The following is a 24316-nucleotide window of genomic DNA, read 5'->3' as shown; positions in this document are numbered from 1 at the left end:
TAAAATGATAAAAACAATTTACAAATCATTTTTGTTTCTATTGCCTTTAGTTTCATTTTCTCAAAATGCAAAAATTGAGAATCTAAAAAAAGAGTATAATCTGCAAGTCAAAAAAAGTGGTTTCATTCTTTTGGAAGATAAGAATAATTCCGAAAATATTAAAATTGCAAATGCTAACGGAGATATTGTTTATTCTTACAAGAAGAATAATAAAACTGGATTTGTAAGCGGATTAAACTGCGGGAAATTTTTCACATCAACAGTGAAAGGAAGCGGTAATGATGGTGGTGGTTATATGATTTTTGAAGGTATGAATGTTGAAATACATGATGCTAAAAATCCAGATGTTGGAACCAAAACCAATTTTAATTTCACAAATGGAGTATGGAATCAGCCTTTTGAGTTTTATAGCTTTTTTGACAGTATGGATAAGGTTGGTATAATTAATTCATGTGGAGAAATAATAGTACCGGCTACATATAAACGTATTGGAAATTTCAACAAGGCTGGACAAGCATTAGCATATACTGATACAGATTTTACAGTTTTGGATACATTAGGTAAATCTTTGCTGAAACAGCCATTTAAGCATGGATTGGAAAGAGTCTTTAAACATGATTATAACGTTTATGTAAAAGACAATCGTGTGAGATCAAGTTTAGATGGTAAACAGTTTGGAATATTTGATTTTAAAGAAAACAAACAGTTAATACCAAACAGCTATGATGAGATTTCACCTATAGATAAAATGTATTATAGAGTTAAAGAAGAGAAGGATGCCTTCGCTTATTTAGCAAAAAAGAATGATATAATTGAGGTTATTGATTATTCAAATTTCAAAAATATTCTTCCTATTTCGGTAGGAGCCAATGGTATTTCTTCTATAACTGAATTAGGCAATAAATATGTGACTATTTTCTATAAAACAAAAAAAATAATTAGACAAGTAAGTCAAACCGTAAGTAACGACGAATCAAAGTATTGCAAGAATGTCTATTATGATGGAAAAGTACTTTTTGATGCTAAACTAGAAATAGAAGACATTAAGATTTATAAGGATCGTTTGTTTGTGCTTCAGTTATATAATGGAGGGTCAATGATTTATGATTTACAAAAATCAAGTTTTATTGCAACATTTCCCGAGAATTTAATAACTGTATACGATTATGAAATGCCAAGATCAATGGTTTTTAAAAAAGAGTATATGTATGATGCAAGAGATACTTTTTTTAATGTAAGTATTCCATGCAAAGGTCCAGGTTGTCAGACAACTAATTCAAGTAAAGGAGCTCTTTGCGATTTTAATGGAAAGTTAAGAACAGATTTTTTACAAGATGTTAGTTATATAGTTGTGAAGCTAGATAAAACACAAGATAAATTTCTTTTTTTAACGCATAAAAGACCTGCAGATTTTACTTTGAATTTTAACCTTTACGACAATGACGGAAAGTTAAAACTAGAAAATTTTAGAATAGAGGATAATCAAAAAGAATATGCTCTGCTTACAAAAGAGAATACGTTGGTTCTTAATGAAGTTATAGAAAAAACTTCTGTCTATGGCAAAACTGCTTTTGATGTAAGTGGAAATATTATCGGAGAGCGTTACATGTATTTAAGTGATCCAGCTAAAAAAGAAGTAATAAAAACCGAATACACAAAAGAACAAGTCGAGTCTCAGAAAAACAATAGATTCTTAAAAAAATAATTTTTATGAAAATAAAAAATACCATAAAGTATTTGCCATTAATTTTTATTTCAATCAATGCTTTTTCGCAATTAAAACCTGAAAAAGTCGATTTAGATAAATTCTCATTCACAGTAAATTATCAAATTCTGCCTGCAAAGTTTGTTGCATTAGAAAAAAGAACTTTTAGTACAGAAACCGTCATTGGCCCAGATTTTACGCCTTTTTATTCAAATAAAGAAACGCTGAATAACAAATTAAATCTATACGGATGGAAAAGAAGCGTCAGATATTCAAACGTTGATATCGAGGTAAAGCTGAAAAGCTTTAAAATGGGAGAGCCTAAACTGGAGTCCAAAGTTGATGAATCGAAAGATAAAAATGGAGTAGTCGTCAAGACCACAAACTATTTTGTAACTGCAGTAATTGAAGCAAAAGGAGTTGCAGTCGTCAAGATCAAAGGAGCATTAACTGAATCTGGAAGCGATGAAGAGATTGTTTATGATTTTAACAAAGATTTTGTCTATAAATCGCTTAATGACAACGCTAATTCTGAAGTTGTAAAAGAGGCTTTTAAGAAAGAAAAAACAGATTTTTATAATGAAAGCATTAAAAATTATGTTGATGGAGTTTTTAGCGATACAAATTATAAACTCAATAAAGTCTACGGATTGGAGCCTACAACTTATAGAGAGAATTTATGGATTATAGATTCTAAAGATGAAGAAGGAGGAATTCAGAAAGAAGCTTTAGAGGCAGTAAAAGTAATTTTTGCAAAAATGTCTGCAACTGCTCCAATTGATGAAATTGTATCAGATATGAATCCATTAATTGAATATTTTGACTCTTTAAAAACAAAGTATACAGGAAGTGACAAATCAAGTAAAAAAATCAGATACTCAGCTTATTATAATCTAGGACGAATTTATATTCATTTAGATCAGCCTGAAAAAGCAATTAAAGAAGGAGAAGGATTAATTGCTAATGATTATGATAAAAAAGATGGAAAAAAAATTATAGAGGATGCAAACTATGACTTGGAAAATTTTAAAAAATCAACCTACAAGTCAAAACATAATCCCGTATTATATTAATAAGTATTTAAAATAGTATCTCATACTATATTAAGTGCCAAAAATAAAAAAGAATGAGAATATCAGGGGCAGAAGCCGTTATAAGATGTTTATTAGCAGAAGGAGTAGATTTAATTTATGGTTACCCAGGCGGTGCTATAATGCCAGTTTACGACGAATTATATAAATTTCAAGATCAATTGCACCATGTTTTAGTACGTCACGAACAAGGTGCAACACATGCAGCGCAAGGTTATGCGAGAGCAACAGGAAAAGTAGGAGTGGCAATTGCTACTTCTGGTCCAGGAGCTACAAATTTAGTTACAGGTATTGCAGATGCTCAAATCGACTCAACTCCGTTAGTATGTATTACAGGGCAAGTTGGAAGACATTTATTAGGATCTGATGCGTTTCAGGAAACAGATATTATCGGAATTTCAACTCCGGTTACAAAATGGAATTTTCAGGTAACTGAAGCTTCTCAGATTCCTGAAATTATGGCAAAAGCATTTTATATTGCACGTTCTGGACGTCCAGGACCTGTATTGGTTGATATTACTAAAAATGCTCAGTTTGATGAGTTTGATTTTAGCTATGAGAAATGTACTGGAATTAGAAGTTATATTCCAGTACCAAAATTAAACTTAGATAAAGTTGCCGAAGCAGCAGCTTTGATCAATAGCGCTAAAAAACCGTTTATTGTTTTTGGACAAGGAATTATTCTTGGCGAGGCAGAAGCAGAATTTAAAGCAGTAGTTGAAAAATCTGGAATTCCTGCGGCTTGGACAATTTTAGGATTATCAGCTTTACCAACAGATCATCCTTTAAATGTTGGTATGCTTGGAATGCACGGAAATTATGCGCCAAATTTACTAACAAACGAATGTGATGTTTTAATTGCTTTCGGAATGCGTTTTGACGACCGTGTTACAGGTAAATTAAGCACTTATGCAAAACAGGCAAAAGTAGTTCACTTTGAAATTGATCCAGCAGAGGTTGATAAAAACGTAAAAACAGAAATTGCTGTTTTAGGAGATGTAAAAGAATCTTTAGCTGCTTTATTACCATTGTTAGATGCAAAATCTCATGATGCTTGGCATAATGAATTCAAAGAATTAAGCAAAGTTGAATACGACTCTGTAATAAAAGAAGAATTAAATCCAACAAATGGTAAAGGAATTTCGATGGGAGAAACTATCGAAATGATCAACAAACACTCAAAAGGAGACGCAATCATTGTTTCAGATGTTGGTCAGCACCAAATGTTTGCTTGCCGTTATGCTAAATTCAATTCGACTAAAAGTAACATTACTTCAGGAGGTTTAGGAACTATGGGATTTGCATTGCCTGCTGCGATTGGAGCAAAAATGGGAAAACCAGAGCGTGAAGTAGTGGCGATTATTGGTGATGGAGGCTTCCAGATGACAATTCAGGAACTTGGAACAATTTTCCAGACTCAGGTTCCAGTGAAGATTGTCATTTTAAACAATGAATTCTTAGGAATGGTTCGCCAATGGCAAGAATTATTCTTTGATAATAGATATGCTTCGACAAAAATGATTAATCCAAACTTCATTGCCATTGCTGAAGGTTATCATATCAAATCTAAAAAAGTTACACAGCGTGAAGATTTAGATGCAGCGGTCGCTGAGATGCTAGCTTCAAAAGATTCGTATTTCTTAGAAGTTGTAGTCGAAAAAGAAAACAATGTTTTCCCAATGATTCCAACAGGAGCTTGTGTATCAGAAATTAGATTAAGTTAAGAAAAAAGTTTCAAGTTTCAGGTTAAAAGTTTCAAGTTAAAATTGGAACGTGAAACCTGAAACAAAAAAAAACTAAAAAAAACAAATGGAAGATAAAACATTTACCATATCGGTATACTCAGAAAACAATGTGGGTTTATTAAATAGAATATCTGGAATATTCTTAAAGCGCCACATTAATATATTAAGTCTAAATGTTTCAGAATCAGAAATAGAGAATGTTTCAAGATTTATCATCGTAGTGAATACGACAGAGAAATGGGTTCAGAATATTGTGGGACAGATTGAAAAACAGATTGAAGTTATAAAAGCATTTTATCACACAGATGAAGAAACGATTTTCTTAGAAAATGCTTTATTCAAAATCGCTTCAAGTTTGTTGTTTGACGAGAAACAAATTCAGAATATCATCAAAGAAAGCCAGTCTACAATTGTGACAGTTTCTCGTGATTTCTTCGTGATTTCAAAATCAGGAAGACGTTCTGAAATTGAAGAATTATACCAAAAGTTCAAACCATACGGAATTATGCAGTTTGTACGTTCGGGAAGAATATCAGTTTCTAAACAAAAAATGGAGATTTCTTCTTTATTAGAAACCTTTAAATAATAAAATCTTAGTTATATATAATCAATATTAAATTTCATTTCATTAAATATTAAAACAAAAATGGCAAATTATTTCAATACATTACCACTTAGATTACAATTAGAACAATTAGGAGTTTGCGAATTTATGGAGCAATCAGAATTTGCAGACGGAATTGCAGCATTAGCTGGAAAAAAAGTTGTAATTGTTGGTTGTGGAGCACAAGGTTTGAATCAAGGTTTAAACATGAGAGATTCTGGTTTAGACATTTCTTATGCATTGCGTGCTGATGCAATTGCAGAAAAAAGAGCTTCTTATAAAAATGCAACTGAAAATGGTTTCACTGTAGGAACTTATGAAGAATTGATTCCAACTGCAGATTTAGTTTGTAACCTTACACCAGACAAACAACATACAGCTGTGGTAACTGCTATTATGCCATTAATGAAACAGGGTTCTACTTTATCTTACTCTCACGGATTCAACATCGTTGAAGAAGGAATGCAGATTCGTAAAGACATCACTGTTATTATGTGTGCTCCTAAATGTCCTGGTTCTGAGGTTCGTGAAGAATACAAAAGAGGATTTGGTGTTCCAACTCTTATTGCAGTTCACCCAGAAAATGATCCAAACGGATTTGGTTTAGATCAGGCAAAAGCTTACGCTGTAGCAACTGGAGGACACAGAGCAGGAGTTTTAAGATCATCTTTCGTAGCTGAAGTAAAATCAGATTTAATGGGTGAGCAAACTATTCTTTGTGGTTTACTTCAAACAGGATCTATTTTATGTTTCGATAAAATGGTTGAAAAAGGAATCGATGCTGCTTACGCTTCTAAATTAATCCAATACGGATGGGAAACTATCACTGAGGCTTTGAAACACGGTGGTATTACAAATATGATGGATCGTTTAAACAATCCTTCAAAAATTGAAGCTTACGAATTAGCTGAAGAATTGAAAGATATCATGCGTCCGTTGTTCCAAAAACACCAAGACGATATCATTTCTGGAGAATTTTCTAGAACTATGATGATTGACTGGGCTAATGACGATGTTAATTTATTAAAATGGAGAGCTGCAACAGGAGAAACTAACTTCGAAAAAACAGCTCCGCAAGACGCTCCAATCTCAGAACAAGAATATTTTGACAATGGAGTATTGATGATTGCAATGGTAAAAGCTGGTGTTGAATTAGCTTTCGAAACAATGACTGAAGCTGGAATCATTGAAGAATCTGCTTACTATGAGTCATTACACGAATTGCCATTAATTGCAAATACAATTGCAAGAAAGAAATTATTCGAAATGAACCGTGTAATTTCTGATACTGCAGAGTACGGATGCTACTTATTTGATCATGCATGTAAGCCATTATTGACTGAATTCATGAAAAAAGTAGAAACTAATATTATTGGTAAACCATTTTCAACTTCAAATGGAGTAGATAATGCAGTATTGATCGCTGTTAACAAAGAAATTCGTCAACATCCTATCGAAGAAGTAGGAGCTTGGTTGCGAGAGTCTATGACAGCTATGAAAAAAATTGGATAATAAAAATTTGGGAACTTCCGCAGGATCCGATTCTGCGGAATTTGCACTGTATCAATGATTTGTAATATTTTGAATTAGTAAGCACTTATTAAGAAAAAAGATATAGATGCATATTGCATTCACTTAACTTCAGAGAGTGAGTAAGTTAAGTGAAGCGGATCCCTAAAATGGGGTATATTTTACAAAAATATACTTGTTTGAATTTCTGTTTTAATTAATAAAGATGCTTCTATTTTCAAAATAGAGAAAAATCACGCAGTGCGCATTACAAAATTAATTGTTATTGAAATTTGTTAAATTAAAAAAGGCATAATATCTATTTATTATGCCTTTTTTGCCTTCTATTTTTGATTTAAAAAGTAAAATTTTAAATCAAACGCAAATAATTATCATATTTTATTAAATAAATGTTTTTATTTGATAAAATTTATGAATTAAATTATTTCACGGATACGTTCAGATTTAATACATTTATAAAAAAATTCAACAAACGATGAGCTATTACAAAATTGAAAATTTAGAACAATATTTTAAACATTACAATAAGTCAATAAGAGAGCCAAGAAAATTTTGGGGAAAAATAGCTGAGGAAAATTTCACATGGTACCAGCAATGGGAAAAGGTTGTTGATTTTAATATGGCGGAAGCAGAAGTAAAATGGTTTACAGATGCTAAAGTTAACATTACCAAAAATTGTATTGATAGACATTTAAGCAAAAGAGGAGAGAAGACAGCAATTATTTTTGAACCGAACGATCCTTCTGAAGAAGCTTTACATATAACGTATAATGAACTATACGAAAGAGTTTCAAAAATGGCAAACGTCCTTCGCGAGCAAGGTGTTCGTAAAGGAGATAGAGTTTGTATTTACTTGCCAATGATTCCAGAATTGGCTGTTTCTGTTTTGGCTTGTGCTAGAATTGGAGCAATTCACTCTGTAATTTTCGCTGGATTCTCTGCTTCTGCAGTTTCTGCGAGAATCAATGATTGTGAGTGTAAAATGGTAATCACATCTGATGGAGGTTATAGAGGAAACAAAACAATAGATTTAAAAGGAATTGTAGACGAAGCTCTAGAAACTTGTCCTTCTGTTACAAAAGTTTTAGTTGCTAAAAGAACTAATACTAATGTTAAGATGAAAGATGGTCGTGATGTTTGGTTACAACCATTATTAGATGCAGCTTTAGATAATAGTGTTGCTGAAATTATGGATGCCGAAGATCCGTTGTTTATTTTATATACTTCAGGATCAACAGGAAAACCAAAAGGAATGGTTCATACTACTGCTGGTTATATGGTATATACTGCGTATACTTTCAAAAATGTATTCAACTACGAGGATAATGATATTTTCTGGTGTACAGCAGATATCGGATGGATCACTGGTCACTCTTATATATTATACGGACCATTATTGAATGGTGCGACAACTGTAATTTTTGAAGGAGTTCCTTCTTATCCAGATTTTAGCCGTTTTTGGGATATTATCGAAAAACATAAAATTACACAATTCTATACTGCACCAACTGCAATCCGTTCATTGGCAAAAGAAAGTTTAGATTACATTCAAAAATATCCTCTTAAATCACTTAAAGTTATCGGATCTGTTGGAGAACCAATTAACGAAGAGGCTTGGCATTGGTTTAATGACCACGTAGGAGATAAGAGATGTCCGGTTGTAGATACTTGGTGGCAGACAGAAACAGGAGGAATCATGATTTCGCCAATTGCTTTTGTAACACCAACAAAACCTACTTACGCAACTTTGCCATTACCTGGAATTCAACCTGTTTTAATGGATGAAAAACGTAATGAAATAGAAGGAAACCAAGTGGTTGGAAGTTTATGTATTAAATTCCCATGGCCAGGAATTGCCAGAACTATTTGGGGTAATCACGATCGTTACAAAGAAACATATTTCTCTGCTTTCCCTGGAAAGTATTTTACAGGAGACGGTGCTTTAAGAGACGAAGTTGGATATTACAGAATTACCGGTAGAGTAGATGATGTTGTAATTGTTTCTGGACATAATTTAGGAACAGCTCCAATTGAAGATGCGATCAACGAACACCCAGCTGTTGCGGAATCTGCAATCGTTGGATTCCCTCATGATATTAAAGGAAATGCTTTGTATGGTTTTGTAATTCTAAAAGAAACTGGAGAAGTTAGAGATAGAAATAACTTAACAAAAGAGATTAACCAATATATTTCTGATCACATTGGGCCAATTGCGAAATTAGATAAAATTCAATTCGTTTCTGGTTTGCCAAAAACTCGTTCTGGAAAAATTATGCGTAGAATTTTGCGTAAAATAGCTGAAGGAGATTCTTCTAATTTTGGAGATACTTCGACTTTACTAAATCCAGAAATAATAGAAGAAATTATGAAAGAAAGAATTTCTTAATTAAAAATATGTAAATCTAAAGAAGCCTCTAAATTTTAAGAGGCTTCTTTTTTACTTTTAATTGAAACTTGGTATTTTGAAATTGATATTTTAACCTGTCTTTATGGTGCAATTTTTAAATTTAAATCGTTTACAAAAACAAGAGGCTGCATATTACTTAAGTTAGTAAGCGAAAGGACACCTTTTTTATTCTCGTTCACTGCATTTATTCTAAAACAAAACTCATTGCCATCTTTATCTCTTAATGTTATAAATTCGGCCGTATCATCAGAAAAGTTTTGGCAGCTGTTCGAGATTGTGTATTTGTACATCACACTCATTCTGTCGTTGTTGTAATTATACACTTTTCCGTCAGGGGTAAAAATCCATTTTATATTTCGGTTGGTATTAGAGTACCAATTTCCTAGAATACGTTTAGACGAAGGATCTTGATTTTGTGCAAAAATTGCTGAAGCAAAAAACAGCAATGGCACTATAAATAGTAGTTTTTTCATAGATTTTCAATGATAAAAAAAGGTTTTATATTTTAGAGATATAATGTACTATAAAAATACAATTTTACTTAATTTGAAAAATAAGTCAGTTTGTAAATTTCTGTTAATAAAAAACGCCTCTTAAAATTAAGAGGCGTTTTTGTATAGTATTGATTAAATTTTAAGGATTTATTTAATTCCTAGTCTAGATTTTAATTTCAAGAACAAGAGTCCAATTCTGTATGCATCTTCGGCAGAAGAATTTCTGTCGCTTTTTGGAATTTTATAAATGCCGCATAAATCATCTAGCGAAAATTGTTTGTCGTTTATATCGGTCAATTTTCTGTACATGACATCAACATCTAGAGCTTCATTTTTAAGACGTCCACAATTTAAACGTTCTAATGCAGCATTCAGCATCTCAATATCAAAATTGATGTGATGTCCAACCAAAATTGAATTTCCTATAAAATTAACCAAAGCTTCGAGAGCATCAGGTTCAGGCATTTTCATCATCTTGCTTTCAATGATAAATTCATTTGAAAGTCCGTTGTCCTGAAGATATTTATATTGTAATAAAACTGTTTCGAAATTTTCTTTAATAACAATGCTGTCATCAATAACTGAAAAGGCTCCAAGAGATAATATAACATCCTTATCCGGATTTAAGCCAGAAGTTTCAGTTGATATCACAACAAACTTATTAGGTCTAGTTTCGAATTTAGTTAAATAGTCTTTCCAGAAATCTGGATAGTCTTTATTGATATTTTTCAGCCAGTCTAGCATATTTTATGAGAATTGTGTCAATTGAAATTTACTCTTAATCAGTTCCTCCAGATCTTTCATTGGGGCTAATGCATTTTTTAATTTCTCTTTGTCAGATTTTGACATTTCTCTTAAATTAATATATTGGCCAGAGTCGTCATTTTTTAATCCTTCAACAGTTCTAAATTTAGAAAGCGTTAAGAAAGCTTCTGCGCAGCTTAAATAAATTTCGGCATTTTTAGAATCTGTAATGGCTAATTGTTTGAATCTAAGATAAGTATTTTGAATTCCTTTTATATTTGCATTTAGTATCAATAGACGAGCTCCGTCGATTAATGGCATCAAAGCTCTTGTCTTGATATCAAATTTATCTTTATTTGGACCATCTTCTTCCGTTATAAATTTCTTGAAGAAACTCAATGGAGAATTTCTCTTTAAAGCATCGTTTCCTAAGAAGTCGAAGAATAAAGTGTTGTTAACGGCATTTTTGAAAATTACGTTTTCAATTGCTTCTTCAATTTTTGGTTCGCCAAAAACAATTTCATAATCAAAGAAAATACTGCTCAAATCATTACTGTTTTCACCTGGAGTATTCATCCAGCTATTGTATTGTTTTGTCCAGTCACTCAATGATTTACACCAAAGCATATTACTTGCCATATGTCCGTTTGGACAATAATCATATCCTACTTTTTCTAATATAGAAGTAGCTCGTTTGGCTAACCTTAAGAAATAATCTTTTACTTCTCTGTATTTCTCAGGAGTTACATCTTCAAAAATTAAGATGCTGTCCTGATCTGTAAGTAATAATTGTTCCTTACGCCCTTGACTTCCAATGCTTAACCAGGCAAAACGTGCAGGAGGGGAGCCCAAATCTAAAATTGCTAGTTCGACAGCTCGCTTTATAATCGCTAAATTAATCTCACTTGCAATATTACTCACATGGGAAATTGGAATATTTTTTTGAATCGAATTCTGAATCAAATCAGATAGACGATCACGTATTTGTTTTAAATCTTTTGGAAGCTGTGAACGTTTAATTTCTTTAATTAATACACCAGGGTTACTAGCTTGTGCAACAATAAGATCGTGTTCAGAAATAATTCCTTTTACTACAGATTTGCTTGTTCCATCTTTGGTTACACATAAATGCGTAACATTGTGTTTCAGCATTAATAATTGCGCTTCAGCCAAAGACACATTTTCTAAAACGGTAACAACTGGCGAAGACATAATTTTATCTATAGTCGCAGTAATAGGATAGCGTCCAGTTGCAATTTTAGATGATAAATCGGCATTGGTTACAATACCAATTGGGTGATTTTTTTCGCCACAAATAATAATATTATCTAACATTGAATCTGTCATCAAATTTGCGACATCTTTAATTATAGAATCTGCTTTGGTTGTTAATGGCGAATTATTATAGTTAAGAGACTGAATATATTGCATTTCTGTCTGCTGGTCAATGTAGTCACTATCAGAAACTAACTTACCATTAGAGCTCATACTGTCCTTTGTGTGACGTGAATTTACAGCAAAACTTTCCAACAAAAAGTTTAAAACGTCTGAATTATTGGCCACAAAAGGTCTAAAGACAGCGATCGGAATAGCATAAATAATACTTTCTTCACGTGCTTTAGCTGTCATCATGTAGTTGTTTTTTGCAAAAAACGGGCGTAAACCAAAAATATCTCCTTCGTGACATTTGTTTATAATGGTTTCTTCAGCGTCTGCAATTGTCGTAAGATTAATGACACCAGAAGCTACAACATAAAAGCTATCATGAAGAGGATCGTTATTTTGAAATAATACGGCATGCTTTTCTAAATTGATGACACGAATATTCGTAGCAATATCTGATAATTCCTGAAAGGTTAAATTATCAAATGGTTTGTATTCTTTTAAAAAATCTGCAATATGTTCAGCAACTGTATTCATATATGTGATAATTTATTTTTTAAAGTATCGAATGTAAAAATAGTAAAATAAAGTCTTACAATGAAAGGTTCTTTAGCAGAAACTAATTATTTTAAAGAAATGTTAAAAGATAATGGTAATAAGGCTTGAAAAAGTTTTAATGTTTTAAAATTTTAAATATTTTTAATTCAAAAAAAGATATTTTATTTAATGAAATATGAACTGCCTAAAGTACGTTTGATGATTTTTAAATATTTGAAAATATTTTAGTTTTAAAATCATATACTGTAATTGTAGACGATTTCAATATACGAAAAATGTTTTACTTAAAATCAACTATAGATAAATCCAGTAAATGAAATTTCTAATATTTGAGAATTTTTTAAAATAAAAATCATACAGCGTATTTATGGCGATTTGAATTTAAGGAAAAAGTTTGAATTGAAAAATCGACTTAATAATACAGCATGCTCAATTTTTAATATTTGAGAATTTTTTAAAATAAAAATCATATAGCGCATTTATAGCGTTTTGAATTTAGAATAGCAAACTGTATAATCTAGCAGATCAAATTTTCAATATTCGAGATTTTTTAAGAATGAAAATCAAATAGGGCAATTTTGAGAGATTTCAGGTTTGAAGAAAATGCAAAACTTTTCCTCTAAAAAGAACTAGAAGCAAGGATGATAAATTTGCCATAAAACGAAAACATTGCAAACTAAAAGTTATAGAGCGCGTTGTAGGTAGCTTTCTAAAATATTTTATTTTACATAATATAAATTATAGGTCAAAATGAAATAGCTCTAAGAGGGAGCTTATTCGTATAATTTATTCAAAATCATCTCTTTTGGCACAACATCGCCTCCGCCATTTTTTGTAAACTGAATGACATCATCTTTTACAAATAAAACTGCGCTGGACGAAATTCCGTCTTTATCTTTTAATTTTATTTGAGCCTTATCGCCATGCGGATAAACATGTCCGGTAACTTCCAAAATTCCTGAATTTAAATCTTTATGTTCGCTCGTAACTTCGGCGGTTCCAAAAATCTTATAATTTGATTGAGCAATCGTAATTCTAAAAATGTATTCTTTTTTGCAGTTTTTGCATTTTTGACTTCCCCAAGTTCCTGAGAATTTGTTTTGCTGTGAGAATGCTTGCAGGGAAATTAAAAATGCCAGGAAAAGAAATTTTTTCATTGTAGTTTGTTGTATTAAAATCTGAGCCAAATATAAATCAAAAAAGCATCACAAATTTGCGATGCTTTTTCCAAATTGTTTAAAAATCTATAATTTTTTCAAATAAACCGATTTACCATTTAACGATACATCAACTTGATTCGTTTTTTCGTTAAATGATGTTCGCAAGGCATTTCCGTTAAAAATGGTAACGTCGCCGTACACATGGCCAGTTTCAGTTGAAGTATAATCAAATTTTACTTTTTTATTTCCTGGCTCAATGCCTAATTTGTAACTTGAAAATTTTGTTCCTCTTAAATCAAAATCTTGCTGCGAATCGATAATTTTTCCGTCAGCATAAAAATTGGTAACCGATTTGCTTAATGTAATGTCTGGATAATACTGATTAACTTTTTTTAGAAGCTCATATTGCTCAACACTAGCATCTTCGAGTTTTGAGGTAATAGTTTGAGCAAATGAAATTGATGTAAATAAAACTGCTAATAACAAAAGGTACTTTTTCATACTGTCTTAATTTAAAGATTAATAGATAGTTACGCTAAATAATTTTCGCGATTACTTTAATTTATTGTTATAAACTTCTTCAAGTTCTATAACAAGATATGAAATCTTTACCTTTGCAGAAAATTATAAGCCCCCTTTTTAAGATAATGACAACAAAAAAATATATCCAGCTTATCCTGATCTTAGGTTCTTTAACCGCTCTTGGACCTTTTTCGATTGATATGTATCTGCCTGGTTTCTCTGGAATTGCAAAAGATTTAAATACCACTGTTGCTAAAGTTTCTATGAGTTTATCTAGTTACTTTATCGGAATTTCTGCCGGGCAATTGCTTTACGGACCTTTATTGGATCGTTTTGGACGCAAAAAACCTTTATTTGTTGGGCTCTTAGTGTATATTCTAGCTTCTCTAGGCTGTATTTATGTAGCCGATATAGATTCATTTATATTTCTTCGTTTTGTTCAGGCTATTGGAAGCTGCGCTGCAACAGTTGCTTCTGTGGCAATGGTTCGTGATTTATTTCCTGTAAAAGATATACCAAAAGTATTTTCGCTTTTAATGCTCGTTGTTGGTCTTTCTCCAATGCTTGCGCCAACTATTGGTGGTTATGTTACAGAAGATTTGGGTTGGCATGCCGTATTTTTCATTTTGATGTGTATGGGAATCGTGATTTTAGCCGCTTCACAATTCGGGCTTCCAAATACCTATCAGCCGGATGCTTCAATTTCGCTGAAACCAAAACCAATTGTAACTAATTTCATTTCTGTTTTAAAAGAACCTCAATTTTATACGTATGCGTTTACGGGTGCAGTTGCATTTTCTGGATTGTTTTCTTACGTAGCCGCTTCTCCGCTTGTTTTTATGGATATTTATAAGGTTGATGCTAAAACTTATGGATGGATTTTTGCGCTAATGTCAGTTAGTTTTATCGGATCTAGTCAGTTGAATTCTATGCTGTTAAAAAGATTTTCAAGCGAACAGATGATTTTTGGAGCTTTAATTTCGCAGTCTGTTATAAGCATTATATTCTTGATTTTGGCTTTAAATGATCTTCTTGGACTTTATGAGACAATCGGAATGTTGTTTTTGTTTTTAGCTTGTCTAGGAATTTCAAACCCAAATACAGCAGGATTAACGCTTGCTCCTTTTGCCAAAAACACAGGAAGTGCTTCCGCGTTAATGGGAGCTATTCAGTTGGGAATTGGTGCTTTGGCTTCTTTTGCAATTGGTGTATTTGTAAAAGATTCGGTAACGCCAATGGTTGCCATTATGACTACTACAACAATTACAGCATTCATTATTTTAAATATCGGAAAACGCTTTGTTAAAAATAAGGTAGAATTGTCTGAAAGTGATGATATTATGGTTGGGCACTAAAAGATTTAATTTTCAAAATAAACAAAAAGCCAAAATCTTTTGATTTTGGCTTTTCTATATTTAAACTATTGAAGTTTTAGTTTTAGAATTTCATTTAACTTTGTTGCCGTTTTTCAGGTCTAATAATCATTCTAAGCGATTGATCTTTTGCAAAATAAGCAACCATCCAGTTCCAGAATGTGTTTAATCTGTTTCTATAAGTGATTAAAGAAATCAAGTGAACAAACAACCAGATAAACCAAGCGAAAAATCCTTTAAAATGCCATTTCGGACTTGGTAAATCTACCACAGCTTTGTTTTTTCCGATAATTGCCATAGAGCCTTTGTCTTTATAAGCAAACGGTTTTAACGGTTTGTTGGCCACCATAGCTTTAAAATTCTTAGCCAGATTTAATCCCTGCTGAATTGCAACTTGCGCGACTTGCGGATGTCCGTCAGGAAAATTCGCATCACCAGCCAAAATTGCAGTATCGCCAATGGCATAAATATTATCTACGGCATTCACTTTATTATAAACATCTGTAGCCATTCGACGTCCGCGACCATAACTTTCTTTTGGCATTCCTTCGAAAATTTTGGCAGAAACTCCTGCAGCCCAAATTAAGTTTTTGGTTTTAATGGTTTCTCCGTTTTCAAAATGTACCGTATCATCAACATAATCGACAACACGAGTATGAAGCTTTACTACAACACCAAGTTTTGTAAGCGCGTCAAGAGTATCTTTTTGGGATTCTTTGCTCATTGGAGCCAATAGAGCATCTCCTCCATCGACTAAATAAACATTACTTGCAGATGTTTCTAATTCTGGATATTCTTTTAATAGAATATTTTTTCTCATTTCGGCAAACATTCCAGAAACTTCAACTCCAGTTGGTCCACCGCCGGCAACAACAATCGTTAATAACTTACGGCGTTTGCGAATATCTTTGCAGATTGCTGCTTTTTCAAGATTTTTAAGCAATGCATTTCGCATTTCGATGGCATCGTTTAATGTCTTCATTGGAATGGCGTTTTTCATCACATTTTCCATTCCGAAATAACTGGTTTCTGCTCCAGTGGCAAAAACGAGATAATCATAATCTAATTCTCCGTTGCTCAAAGTAATTTTCTTTTCAGCTGGTGAAACAGATAATAATTCGCCTAAACGAAAACTAAGATTCTTTTTGCCTGCAAAAAATTTCCTAAACGGATAACTAATGCTCGAAGGCTCTAAAAATGCAGTTGCAACCTGATATATAAGTGGTGGAAAAAAGTTATAATTATTCTTGTCGACAAGTGTTACTTGTATTTGAGGCTGATTTACAAGTTCTTTTGCTAGATTAATTCCTGCAAATCCCCCTCCAATAATGACTATTTTCATATATGTTGTAATTAAGTAGGATTATAAAATAATTCCTTATAAATATACAACTTTAATATACAATGACAATTGTCATATTTATTACTTTTTGAATTTTTTAACAGGTTTTTCAACTATATCGATTTTGTTCTGTAGGACATAACTCGCCATTAATTTCTCGATTAGTTCGTCTTTTGTAAGATGATGAAAAACGGTTTTCACTCTTGTTTTTAAATCCTGTGAAAGCTCATGATTTGGTTTGGTTTTGAAGATTTGTTTGGCCCATAAAAGCATATTGTTTTCTTCAAGACTTGCAGCAGAAGGTTTTTTAAACTCAGAAAATTTAATTCCTAATTCTCTTTCGAAATCAGCAATTTCAAAAACTTCTTCTTGTTGTAAAACAGTCAAAGAAAGTCCTTTTGCTCCTGCCCTTGCGGTTCTTCCACTTCGATGAACATAATTTTCGTAAGTGTCAGGCAAATGATAATTAATCACATACGAGATTTCTTTTATATCAATTCCTCTCGCAGCCAAATCGGTTGCAACCAAGATATTAATATGTCCTTCACGAAACTGTTCCATAATTCTATCACGAATTCCTTGCGTCAAACTTCCATGAAGCGCTCCCGAAGAGAATTTATTGATTGCTAGATTTTTGGCTAATTTATTAACGGCAGCTTTCGTTTTACAGAAAATAATTCCTCTTTCGCCATCTCTAGAATTTAAGAAATGCATTAAAACTTCCAATTTTTCAATAGGATCTACCACAATATACTCATGGTCTATTTCTTCATTTCCAACAGTTTCCATATTGGCACTTATCTGAACTACATTTTTGTTCAAATAATTCTGAATCAGTTGTTTTATGGTTCCAGGAAGTGTTGCTGAAAATAGTAAAGTGCGATGTTTTTTAGGCAATTCTGCAACAATTTCGTCTAAACTTTCTTTTAGAATAGCCACCATTTCGTCGGCTTCATCCAAAACTAAATATTCTGTTTGTTTTAAATCAATTGCTTTTCGCTGAATCAAATCAATTAAACGTCCTGGGGTTGCCACAACGATTTGTGCGCCTTCTTTTAACCTTTCTATTTGTGGTTTTATTGGAGTTCCTCCGCAAATGGAAGCAATAGATATATTAGGAATATATTTTGAAAAATCTTCTAAGTTTCTAGAAATCTGCTGACCCAATTCTCTAGTTGGAACTAAAATTACAGCTTGAACTGTTGTCGATTCTGAATTTACCAATTGCAATAAAGGCAAACCAAATGCGGCTGTTTTTCCTGTTCCTGTTTTTGCTAAACCTACGATATCGTGAGTTTCGCCCAAAAATAGCGGAATTGTTTTTTGTTGAATTTCTGTTGGTTCAACAATGTTTAATTCGCTTAAAGCTTTTAAAATTGGAGTCGAGATTCCTAATGTTGAGAATGGTTTAGACATGTTCTTTAATTTGTTTAAAGTTTCAGGTTTCAAGTTACACCAAAAACTTAATAAGTTGAAAGGAGAAATCACATTTACTTTGAAATGCTATTTCTCCTTTTATCAATTATGATACTATTTTAGATTCCAATAACTTGAAACATGAAACCTGAAACTTTTATTAAAAAAAATATCAATCTGGTTCGTTCATGATTTTCTCACGATACTTTTTACCAATTAATAAAGTTAATCTTTGTTTGTAATCGTCAACCAGCCATTCGCGGTAGTTTTTACTGCATTGGCTCAAACATTTAGAATAACGTTTAATACGATCTTCGATATCATCTTCTAATTCTTTAGCCAGCATTTTTGCTTCCTGAAGCGTTTCTGTGTTATCTACGCACATTCCAGCATGCTGATCTAGAGATTTATCTAAAACTACTTTAGAACGAAGGTTTTGTTTGATGATTAATTTATGTTCTTCATCAACATCAAAACTAACATCGGCCGTTTTACTGAATTTTGCACGCAATTCTGGCGGCATGCTGTATTTAAAGAACATCTCGATTTCGTGGTCATCACGAAGATTTTCCAAATAAAACTCTGGCGATTTAAAAATATGCTGCCAGTTTACAGGATCGCTCCATAAACCAAAACGCGCAGCATTGTTACCTAAATCGATAACTGTAAATTCATCTTTTCCAGGTAATTTACGAGAACCACGGCCAATCATCTGGAAATACAAAGTCAGAGATTTTGTTGCTCTGTTCAAGATAATCGTTTCTACTGTTGGCTCATCAAAACCAGTTGTTAAGATTCCAACAGAAGTCAAAATTGCATCTGGAGTCTTTTTAAACCATTGTAAAATATCTTTACGCTCTTCAGAACTGCTTGTGTTGTCTAAGTGGCGAATATCGTAACCTGCTTCTCTAAACGTTTCGTATACATATAAAGATGTATGAATACCGTTATTGAAAATCAAGGTTTTCTTTCCTAAAGAACGTTCCGTATATGCGTGAAGCAGTTTTTCTTGCATCAAAGTATTGGTATACAAATCGTCTGATGATTTTACGGTATAATCACCATTAATACCTACTTTAAGCGAAGTTAAACCAACATCATAGCTATAAGTTGTTGCTTTTGCCAAGAAGCCTTTCTCAATCAATGAACCAATTGTATCACCAACGATAAGTTCGTGGTAACTTTGGTGCATTGGTAATTTTATGTTAGAACTCAAAGGTGTTGCTGTTACTCCAAGAATAAAAGCATTTTTAAATGAGTTTAATAGTTTTCTAAACGAGTTGTAATGTGCCTCATCAATAATCACTAAACCAATATTGTCTAGATGAAGTTTTTCATCATTAATACGGTTTTTTAAAGTTTCAACCATTGCCACGAAACAAGAAAAATCATTCTGATCTGGCAATTCTTTTACTTTACTATTAATTATTTTGTTTGTTACACCAAAACCTGTAAGCATTTTTGAGGTTTGCTTGCAAAGTTCGATACGGTGCGTTAAAACCACCACTTTTTTATCATTATGAGATAAATAGCGGCGAACGATTTCAGAAAATATCACTGTTTTACCTCCACCTGTCGGAAGCTGATACAGTAAATGATGCTTGGGAGGAGCATTGTCTAAACGGTCAAAAATAGCGTCAATATCGCCTTTTTGGTATGCATACAGTTCTTTTTTCTCTTCTCTTTGTATTTCTAAAGTGTTTTGAGACATTGTTTATTTTTGGATTTTTGCAAAAATACACCGAAAAAACAGTTATTCATCTTCTTTTAACTTAAAATAAATGTTTTTTTTAAATAAAGATTTTTTATGAGAAAGGGTTTTAATAGTCGATTTTTTCCAAAATTGCCTCAAAATCGTACTTATTTCTCCATTTTTGCTCCGAAGTTTCGTTCTGAATTGCATTAATTCGCAATTTAAAATCGTTAAAAATTCCGTTTGAAACAATAAAATTGACTGCTTGCTCAAAAGAATTTAAGATGCTTTTGTAAAATAATTCCTGCTTGATCAAATTTTGCGAAGAAAACGTTTGCGCAATTTCGATATTGTAAAGCATAATATCGGCTACAATATAGGAATCTACACCAAGCATCATAAAATGTTTTATGAGTTTTTGAGCAACCGATCTTCGCATTTTGGCTTTCGGGCGCCATTTCGCTCCCGGTTTTTTAATTGGGAAATATTCGTGCGAGATTTTAATCTTAGCTTCCTGAAGCAATTTATCTTCTTTCGGATTAAAAACAAAGTCGTAATACAATTTTACAGGAGCAAATTTCTCGTACAATTCGATCAATTGTTCCTCTAATTGCTCTTTGCTTAATTCGCCTAAATATTTTTTTAAATCTCTTTTACTCATTCTCAAAACTTAAGATTACAAAAGTAAATTACTTTCTTTATAAATACCTCAAAAACCAACGATAATACTTAATTTTGCCGATATTAAACTTAAAAAATACATACATGCTCAAGATTTTCAAAGTTACTGCCATTTTAGAGGGAATCTCTTATTTAGTATTATTTGCTAATATGCTTATTATCAAAAACAATAATCCTGAACTTTATCATACATTATTACGTCCGTTAGGAATGACACACGGTGTTTTATTTATCGGATATATTCTTTTAGCTTTTTTATTGAAAAAATCAATGAATTGGGACTTAAAAACTTTCGGAATCATTTTGGTTGCCTCTCTTATTCCGTTTGGAACTTTTTATATCGAGAAAAAATATTTAGAAACTAAAGCAAATGCATAAGCTTTTGGAGAAAATATTTAACTTTTTATATCCTGTTTTTAGAGATTGGGGAATGAGCCGTAATGTTGCGTCTTATACCAGTCTGATTTTCAATATTCTTATTCTAATAGCGCTGGCATATGTTATTTATTATGCTGCTAAATTTCTTTTGGTTACACTGACAGCCGTTTTTGCACAGCGTACCAAAACAAAGTTTGACGATTATTTAATTCAAAACAAAACAACAAGATATACCGCTTATTTAATTCCGTTTTTCTTTATTTATAAAGCCGTTCCAGTAATTCTGGACAAATATGAGTATTGGGAATCGATTTTTGGAAAAATTGTCGGAATCTATATTGTATTGCTTGGATTATGGATTGTTCGAACTGTTTTTAATTCCTTACGCGATTATTTAAAACAAAAGCCTGAATACAGCGACAAGCCAATTGACAGTTTTGTTCAGGTTATCATGATTGTACTTTGGATTTTTGGAGTTGCCATGATTATTTCGACTTTATTCGGAATTAAGAAGGGCGAACTATTAACCATTCTAGGGACACTTTCGGCAATTATCATCTTAATTTTTAGAGATACAATTCTTGGATTTGTTTCTAGTGTTCAAGTTGCCATAAACGATATGGTTCGTATTGGCGATTGGATTACAATGGACAAATTTGGTGCCGATGGAGATGTTATCGAAATCAATTTGACAACAGTAAAAGTTCGAAACTTCGATAATACAATCACAACTATTCCAACATACGCTTTAAGTTCTGATTCGTTTCAGAACTGGCGCGGAATGCAGAAATCTGATGGAAGACGTATCAAAAGACATGTTTTAATAAAAAGCAGTACAATTCGTTTTTTGAATGATGAAGATTTGCATCAGCTAAAAAAAGTCCAGTTGATAACTTCTTACATAGACAGCCGTCAAGCAGAAATCGATAAATACAATGATCTTAGGGGAATTGATAAAACGCTTTCGCTAAATGGCCGAAACATGACCAATTTAGGATTGTTTAGAAAATATATTATGCAATATTTAAATGACCATCCGGGATTGAATAAAAATATGCATATCATGTGCCGACAGTTACAATCTACCGCGCATGGAGTTCCGTTGGAAATTTATGTGTTTTCAAGCGACAAACGCTGGGCAAATTACGAATACATTATGGCTGATATTTTCGACCACGTAATGGCATCAGTTAGATATTTTGATCTTGAAATTTTTGAATTGCCGTCGAGTATTGGCTAAATTTTAACCGCAAAGAGCGCAAAGAATACGCAAAGTTCGCAAAGTTTTTACATAAAGCTTTGCGAACTTTGCGTTTATATTGGTTTTGCTTATATTAAACTTTGCGTTCTTTGCGGTAAAACGCACAAGCCATTCAACTTGAAACCTGAAACTTGAAACTTGAAACTTGAAACTTGAAACTTGAAACTTGAAACTTGAAACAAAATAACTACTCCTCCTCTATCCTTTCAAAAAGAAACTCAGGATTATTATATTCAATAGGAACTTCTGGAACGTAACATGGAAGATTAAAATAAGTCCCGATTACCCCTTTTCCTAAATAAAGTTTATCGTCTTTCTTTAAAAGAGCTAAAGGAACTCTTTTCCAAGCGCCTCCAAAAGAAATATAGTGATAATCGCCTCTAAGCGTATCACCTCTTAAATCTCCTCTTACATCGCCAGAATCTTTTCCGGTTCCATAATGCGAAATTTCATAACGGCCATAAAAACGTTTGTCATTTATATGAATATCAAAAACAGCCGTGTCTTTGTTGTTTACAGCGCGGTATAATTGATGATTGTATTTTTCTTTATCTTCTTTAGAATTGCAAGAAGCTAATAATAAGCAGAGAAACAGAAATAATCGCATAATTTATTTTTAGAAAAACAAAAATAGGTTTTTACAATGGGATTATTTCTTTAACTTTAAGGAAAACTTAAAACAAAACCCCATGGAAGATAGAGACACTTTTTTAAAAGAATTCAGAGGCGAAACTTTAGGAACTGTAAGTGCTCAATCTTCAGCAGATGAGATCTTTCAAAACCAGACCATCAGGCCTATTTTAAAACTTCAAAACGACTTGTTTATTGCTGTTTTTATCAATTATGTAAACAAAAACAAACCCGATTTCTATTCTTACTCGGTTGAAAAGAAGCTTCAGACCATCGAAAATTCCATTCAAAAAGATATTAAATTTAGAAATTCATTAAAAGGAATCGTGATGGCGCTTTTTACAGTAGACGAATACAATACTTACATTCAAAATTCTTCTGATTTGAATAAGCGAATGATGAATTTACTTATTGACCGATTGAAAAATCAGGTGCAGTTGTTTGAAGTGGAATCAAATTAACAATAAAAAAAGTATGCAATTTTAGTTAAGATGAAATTTAGTTTAGATTTTACAACAGATTATGGTCAATTTTATTTAAATGAAAAAGATGAACAAGGAGATACTGAAAGCGAAGATTTTTGGTCTATTGAAGCTTTTAATGATAAACTTGCCGTAGAGAAAGGAATTTTAGGGATTTCTATTGAAAATAGTGAAGGAATTGTAAAATGTGAACTTGAATTTTTAGATTCTAAAAGTTTAATTTCCGATTTCAGTGCTTTTGATCATGTTGTAGAAGCTAGTTTAGAAATAAAAACTGGTTTCGTACAAATAAATGATTGTCCGTTAACGACCCTTATTTTAGAAGAAAAAATTGAAACTGGGAATTATAGAGTTCGTGTCTATTATAGTAATTTAGAATCCGCATATTCTGAAGACGCTAAGGATTGTTATAGAATTGAAATGTGGAAAGATGTTTTTTCAGATAGACATGTTTTAAAGAGATTTAAAAATAAATTCTAATGCAATAAATTTATATTTAAGATAAATGTTCAGCCAATTCCGAAATAAATTCCCTTTAACCGATCAAAAGTGGAACGAATACATCGGTTATTTCAATAGAATTGAAGTTCCTGCGAAAACTACCCTTTTAGAAGAAGGTGAAGTTTCAAAAAAGCTTTATATCATAGAAAAAGGCTGTATTCGGGTTTGGTTTAACAATAATGGAAAAGATCTTACTACGCAATTCTTTTTTGAAAATGAGAGCGTTGCTTCTATCGAAAGTTTTATGAAGAAACTTCCGAGTCCGACAAATATAGAAACGATTGAGCCTTCGGTTTTGTGGTGGATTCATAAAAATGATCTGGATAAAATTCTCGAAGAAATCAAAGAAATACCAGTAATGAGGGATAGTCTCATTAATAAGCTTTTTGAGCGTACTTTTGATTATATGAAATATTTTGTTTCGTTTATAAAAGATTCCCCCGCAGAGCGTTATGTTAATTTAATTCAACAAAGACCTCAGATTATATTGCGTGTTCCGCAACATTATATCGCTTCTTATTTGGGTATAACTACGGTACATTTAAGCAGATTAAAAAGCAAATTAGTAAATAAAAAATAGTTGAAAAGCCAAACTTAAACTAGCTTATATAACTTA

At 32.2% G+C, this 24316-nt stretch carries 22 protein-coding genes; 12 read left to right on the top strand and 10 right to left on the bottom strand.

Annotation, left to right across the window (positions count from 1 at the left end):
• Positions 1–4: 4 nt before the first annotated feature.
• The 6 genes from AAYQ05_RS14200 (at position 5) to acs (ending at position 9061) form a co-directional block, all read left to right on the top strand.
• Positions 5–1705, top strand: coding sequence for a hypothetical protein (locus AAYQ05_RS14200; RefSeq protein ID WP_343544125.1), 1701 nt, complete (start codon positions 5–7; stop codon positions 1703–1705).
• A 5-nt stretch (positions 1706–1710) separates the two neighbouring features.
• Positions 1711–2778, top strand: coding sequence for a hypothetical protein (locus AAYQ05_RS14195; protein WP_343544124.1), 1068 nt, complete (start codon positions 1711–1713; stop codon positions 2776–2778).
• A gap of 53 nt (positions 2779–2831) precedes the next feature.
• Positions 2832–4520: a biosynthetic-type acetolactate synthase large subunit gene (gene ilvB, locus AAYQ05_RS14190; protein ID WP_343544123.1), complete on the top strand. Its 1689-nt coding sequence runs from the start codon at positions 2832–2834 to the stop codon at positions 4518–4520.
• 85 nt (positions 4521–4605) lie between these two features.
• Positions 4606–5127 carry an acetolactate synthase small subunit gene (ilvN, locus tag AAYQ05_RS14185; protein WP_008464099.1) on the top strand — a complete coding sequence of 174 codons (522 nt, stop codon included), beginning with the start codon at positions 4606–4608 and terminating at the stop codon, positions 5125–5127.
• A 60-nt stretch (positions 5128–5187) separates the two neighbouring features.
• Positions 5188–6657, top strand: coding sequence for a ketol-acid reductoisomerase (gene ilvC / locus AAYQ05_RS14180; protein ID WP_343544122.1), 1470 nt, complete (start codon positions 5188–5190; stop codon positions 6655–6657).
• A gap of 493 nt (positions 6658–7150) precedes the next feature.
• Entirely contained in the window at positions 7151–9061 is a 1911-nt protein-coding gene (acs, locus tag AAYQ05_RS14175; protein WP_343544121.1) for an acetate--CoA ligase, read from the top strand.
• A 101-nt stretch (positions 9062–9162) separates the two neighbouring features.
• Here the strand turns inward: acs and AAYQ05_RS14170 are convergent, their stop codons facing one another.
• The 5 genes from AAYQ05_RS14170 to AAYQ05_RS14150 all read right to left on the bottom strand — a co-directional run bounded on the left by AAYQ05_RS14170 (position 9163) and on the right by AAYQ05_RS14150 (position 13922).
• Positions 9163–9555 (bottom strand): hypothetical protein, encoded by a 393-nt coding sequence (locus AAYQ05_RS14170; RefSeq protein WP_343544120.1) that lies wholly within the window; start codon positions 9553–9555, stop codon positions 9163–9165.
• Positions 9556–9723: 168 nt separating this feature from the next.
• Entirely contained in the window at positions 9724–10320 is a 597-nt protein-coding gene (locus AAYQ05_RS14165; RefSeq protein ID WP_343544119.1) for a 3'-5' exonuclease, read from the bottom strand.
• Between the two features lie 3 nt (positions 10321–10323).
• A complete protein-coding gene (locus tag AAYQ05_RS14160; protein ID WP_281632594.1) occupies positions 10324–12240 on the bottom strand; it encodes a DUF294 nucleotidyltransferase-like domain-containing protein in 1917 nt (638 codons plus the stop codon).
• Positions 12241–13034: 794 nt separating this feature from the next.
• On the bottom strand, positions 13035–13418 hold the full coding sequence (locus AAYQ05_RS14155) for a hypothetical protein (protein ID WP_343544118.1): 384 nt from the start codon (positions 13416–13418) through the stop codon (positions 13035–13037).
• Positions 13419–13505: 87 nt separating this feature from the next.
• Positions 13506–13922, bottom strand: a complete 417-nt coding sequence (locus AAYQ05_RS14150) for a hypothetical protein (protein ID WP_281632598.1) — start codon at positions 13920–13922, stop codon at positions 13506–13508.
• 146 nt (positions 13923–14068) lie between these two features.
• On the opposite strand from AAYQ05_RS14150, the gene AAYQ05_RS14145 reads away from it, so the two are divergent.
• On the top strand, positions 14069–15298 hold the full coding sequence (locus AAYQ05_RS14145; RefSeq protein WP_343544117.1) for a multidrug effflux MFS transporter: 1230 nt from the start codon (positions 14069–14071) through the stop codon (positions 15296–15298).
• A 94-nt stretch (positions 15299–15392) separates the two neighbouring features.
• Here AAYQ05_RS14145 and AAYQ05_RS14140 read toward each other — a convergent pair whose 3' ends face one another.
• The 4 genes from AAYQ05_RS14140 to AAYQ05_RS14125 form a co-directional block, all read right to left on the bottom strand.
• On the bottom strand, positions 15393–16658 hold the full coding sequence (locus AAYQ05_RS14140) for an NAD(P)/FAD-dependent oxidoreductase (RefSeq protein WP_343544116.1): 1266 nt from the start codon (positions 16656–16658) through the stop codon (positions 15393–15395).
• A gap of 81 nt (positions 16659–16739) precedes the next feature.
• Entirely contained in the window at positions 16740–18074 is a 1335-nt protein-coding gene (locus tag AAYQ05_RS14135; protein WP_343544115.1) for a DEAD/DEAH box helicase, read from the bottom strand.
• Positions 18075–18246: 172 nt separating this feature from the next.
• Positions 18247–19785 carry a DEAD/DEAH box helicase gene (locus tag AAYQ05_RS14130; RefSeq protein ID WP_281632602.1) on the bottom strand — a complete coding sequence of 513 codons (1539 nt, stop codon included), beginning with the start codon at positions 19783–19785 and terminating at the stop codon, positions 18247–18249.
• 109 nt (positions 19786–19894) lie between these two features.
• Positions 19895–20428 carry a DUF6155 family protein gene (locus tag AAYQ05_RS14125; RefSeq protein ID WP_343544114.1) on the bottom strand — a complete coding sequence of 178 codons (534 nt, stop codon included), beginning with the start codon at positions 20426–20428 and terminating at the stop codon, positions 19895–19897.
• Between the two features lie 104 nt (positions 20429–20532).
• Here AAYQ05_RS14125 and AAYQ05_RS14120 point away from each other — a divergent pair, with 104 nt between their 5' ends.
• Both AAYQ05_RS14120 and AAYQ05_RS14115 read left to right on the top strand, forming a co-directional pair.
• Positions 20533–20826 (top strand): DUF3817 domain-containing protein, encoded by a 294-nt coding sequence (locus tag AAYQ05_RS14120; protein WP_263523121.1) that lies wholly within the window; start codon positions 20533–20535, stop codon positions 20824–20826.
• A complete protein-coding gene (locus AAYQ05_RS14115) occupies positions 20819–22066 on the top strand; it encodes a mechanosensitive ion channel family protein (protein ID WP_343544113.1) in 1248 nt (415 codons plus the stop codon). The genes AAYQ05_RS14120 and AAYQ05_RS14115 overlap by 8 nt, the downstream gene beginning before the upstream one ends.
• A gap of 208 nt (positions 22067–22274) precedes the next feature.
• Here the strand turns inward: AAYQ05_RS14115 and AAYQ05_RS14110 are convergent, their stop codons facing one another.
• A complete protein-coding gene (locus AAYQ05_RS14110; RefSeq protein WP_343544112.1) occupies positions 22275–22694 on the bottom strand; it encodes a hypothetical protein in 420 nt (139 codons plus the stop codon).
• Positions 22695–22776: 82 nt separating this feature from the next.
• Between AAYQ05_RS14110 and AAYQ05_RS14105 the strand changes: the two genes are divergently transcribed.
• Genes AAYQ05_RS14105 through AAYQ05_RS14095 form a run of 3 tightly spaced genes read left to right on the top strand, consistent with a single transcriptional unit; the run spans position 22777 to position 24280 of the window.
• Positions 22777–23178, top strand: coding sequence for a glyoxalase (locus AAYQ05_RS14105; RefSeq protein WP_202002736.1), 402 nt, complete (start codon positions 22777–22779; stop codon positions 23176–23178).
• A gap of 30 nt (positions 23179–23208) precedes the next feature.
• Positions 23209–23679 (top strand): hypothetical protein, encoded by a 471-nt coding sequence (locus AAYQ05_RS14100; protein WP_343544111.1) that lies wholly within the window; start codon positions 23209–23211, stop codon positions 23677–23679.
• Positions 23680–23704: 25 nt separating this feature from the next.
• On the top strand, positions 23705–24280 hold the full coding sequence (locus tag AAYQ05_RS14095) for a Crp/Fnr family transcriptional regulator (protein ID WP_343544110.1): 576 nt from the start codon (positions 23705–23707) through the stop codon (positions 24278–24280).
• Positions 24281–24316: the final 36 nt, after the last annotated feature.

Source organism: Flavobacterium movens, assembly GCF_039581425.1.
Classification (GTDB): domain Bacteria; phylum Bacteroidota; class Bacteroidia; order Flavobacteriales; family Flavobacteriaceae; genus Flavobacterium; species Flavobacterium luteolum.
The sequence above is the reverse complement of the archived record's forward strand: the minus strand, read 5'-3'. Positions and strand labels throughout refer to the sequence as shown.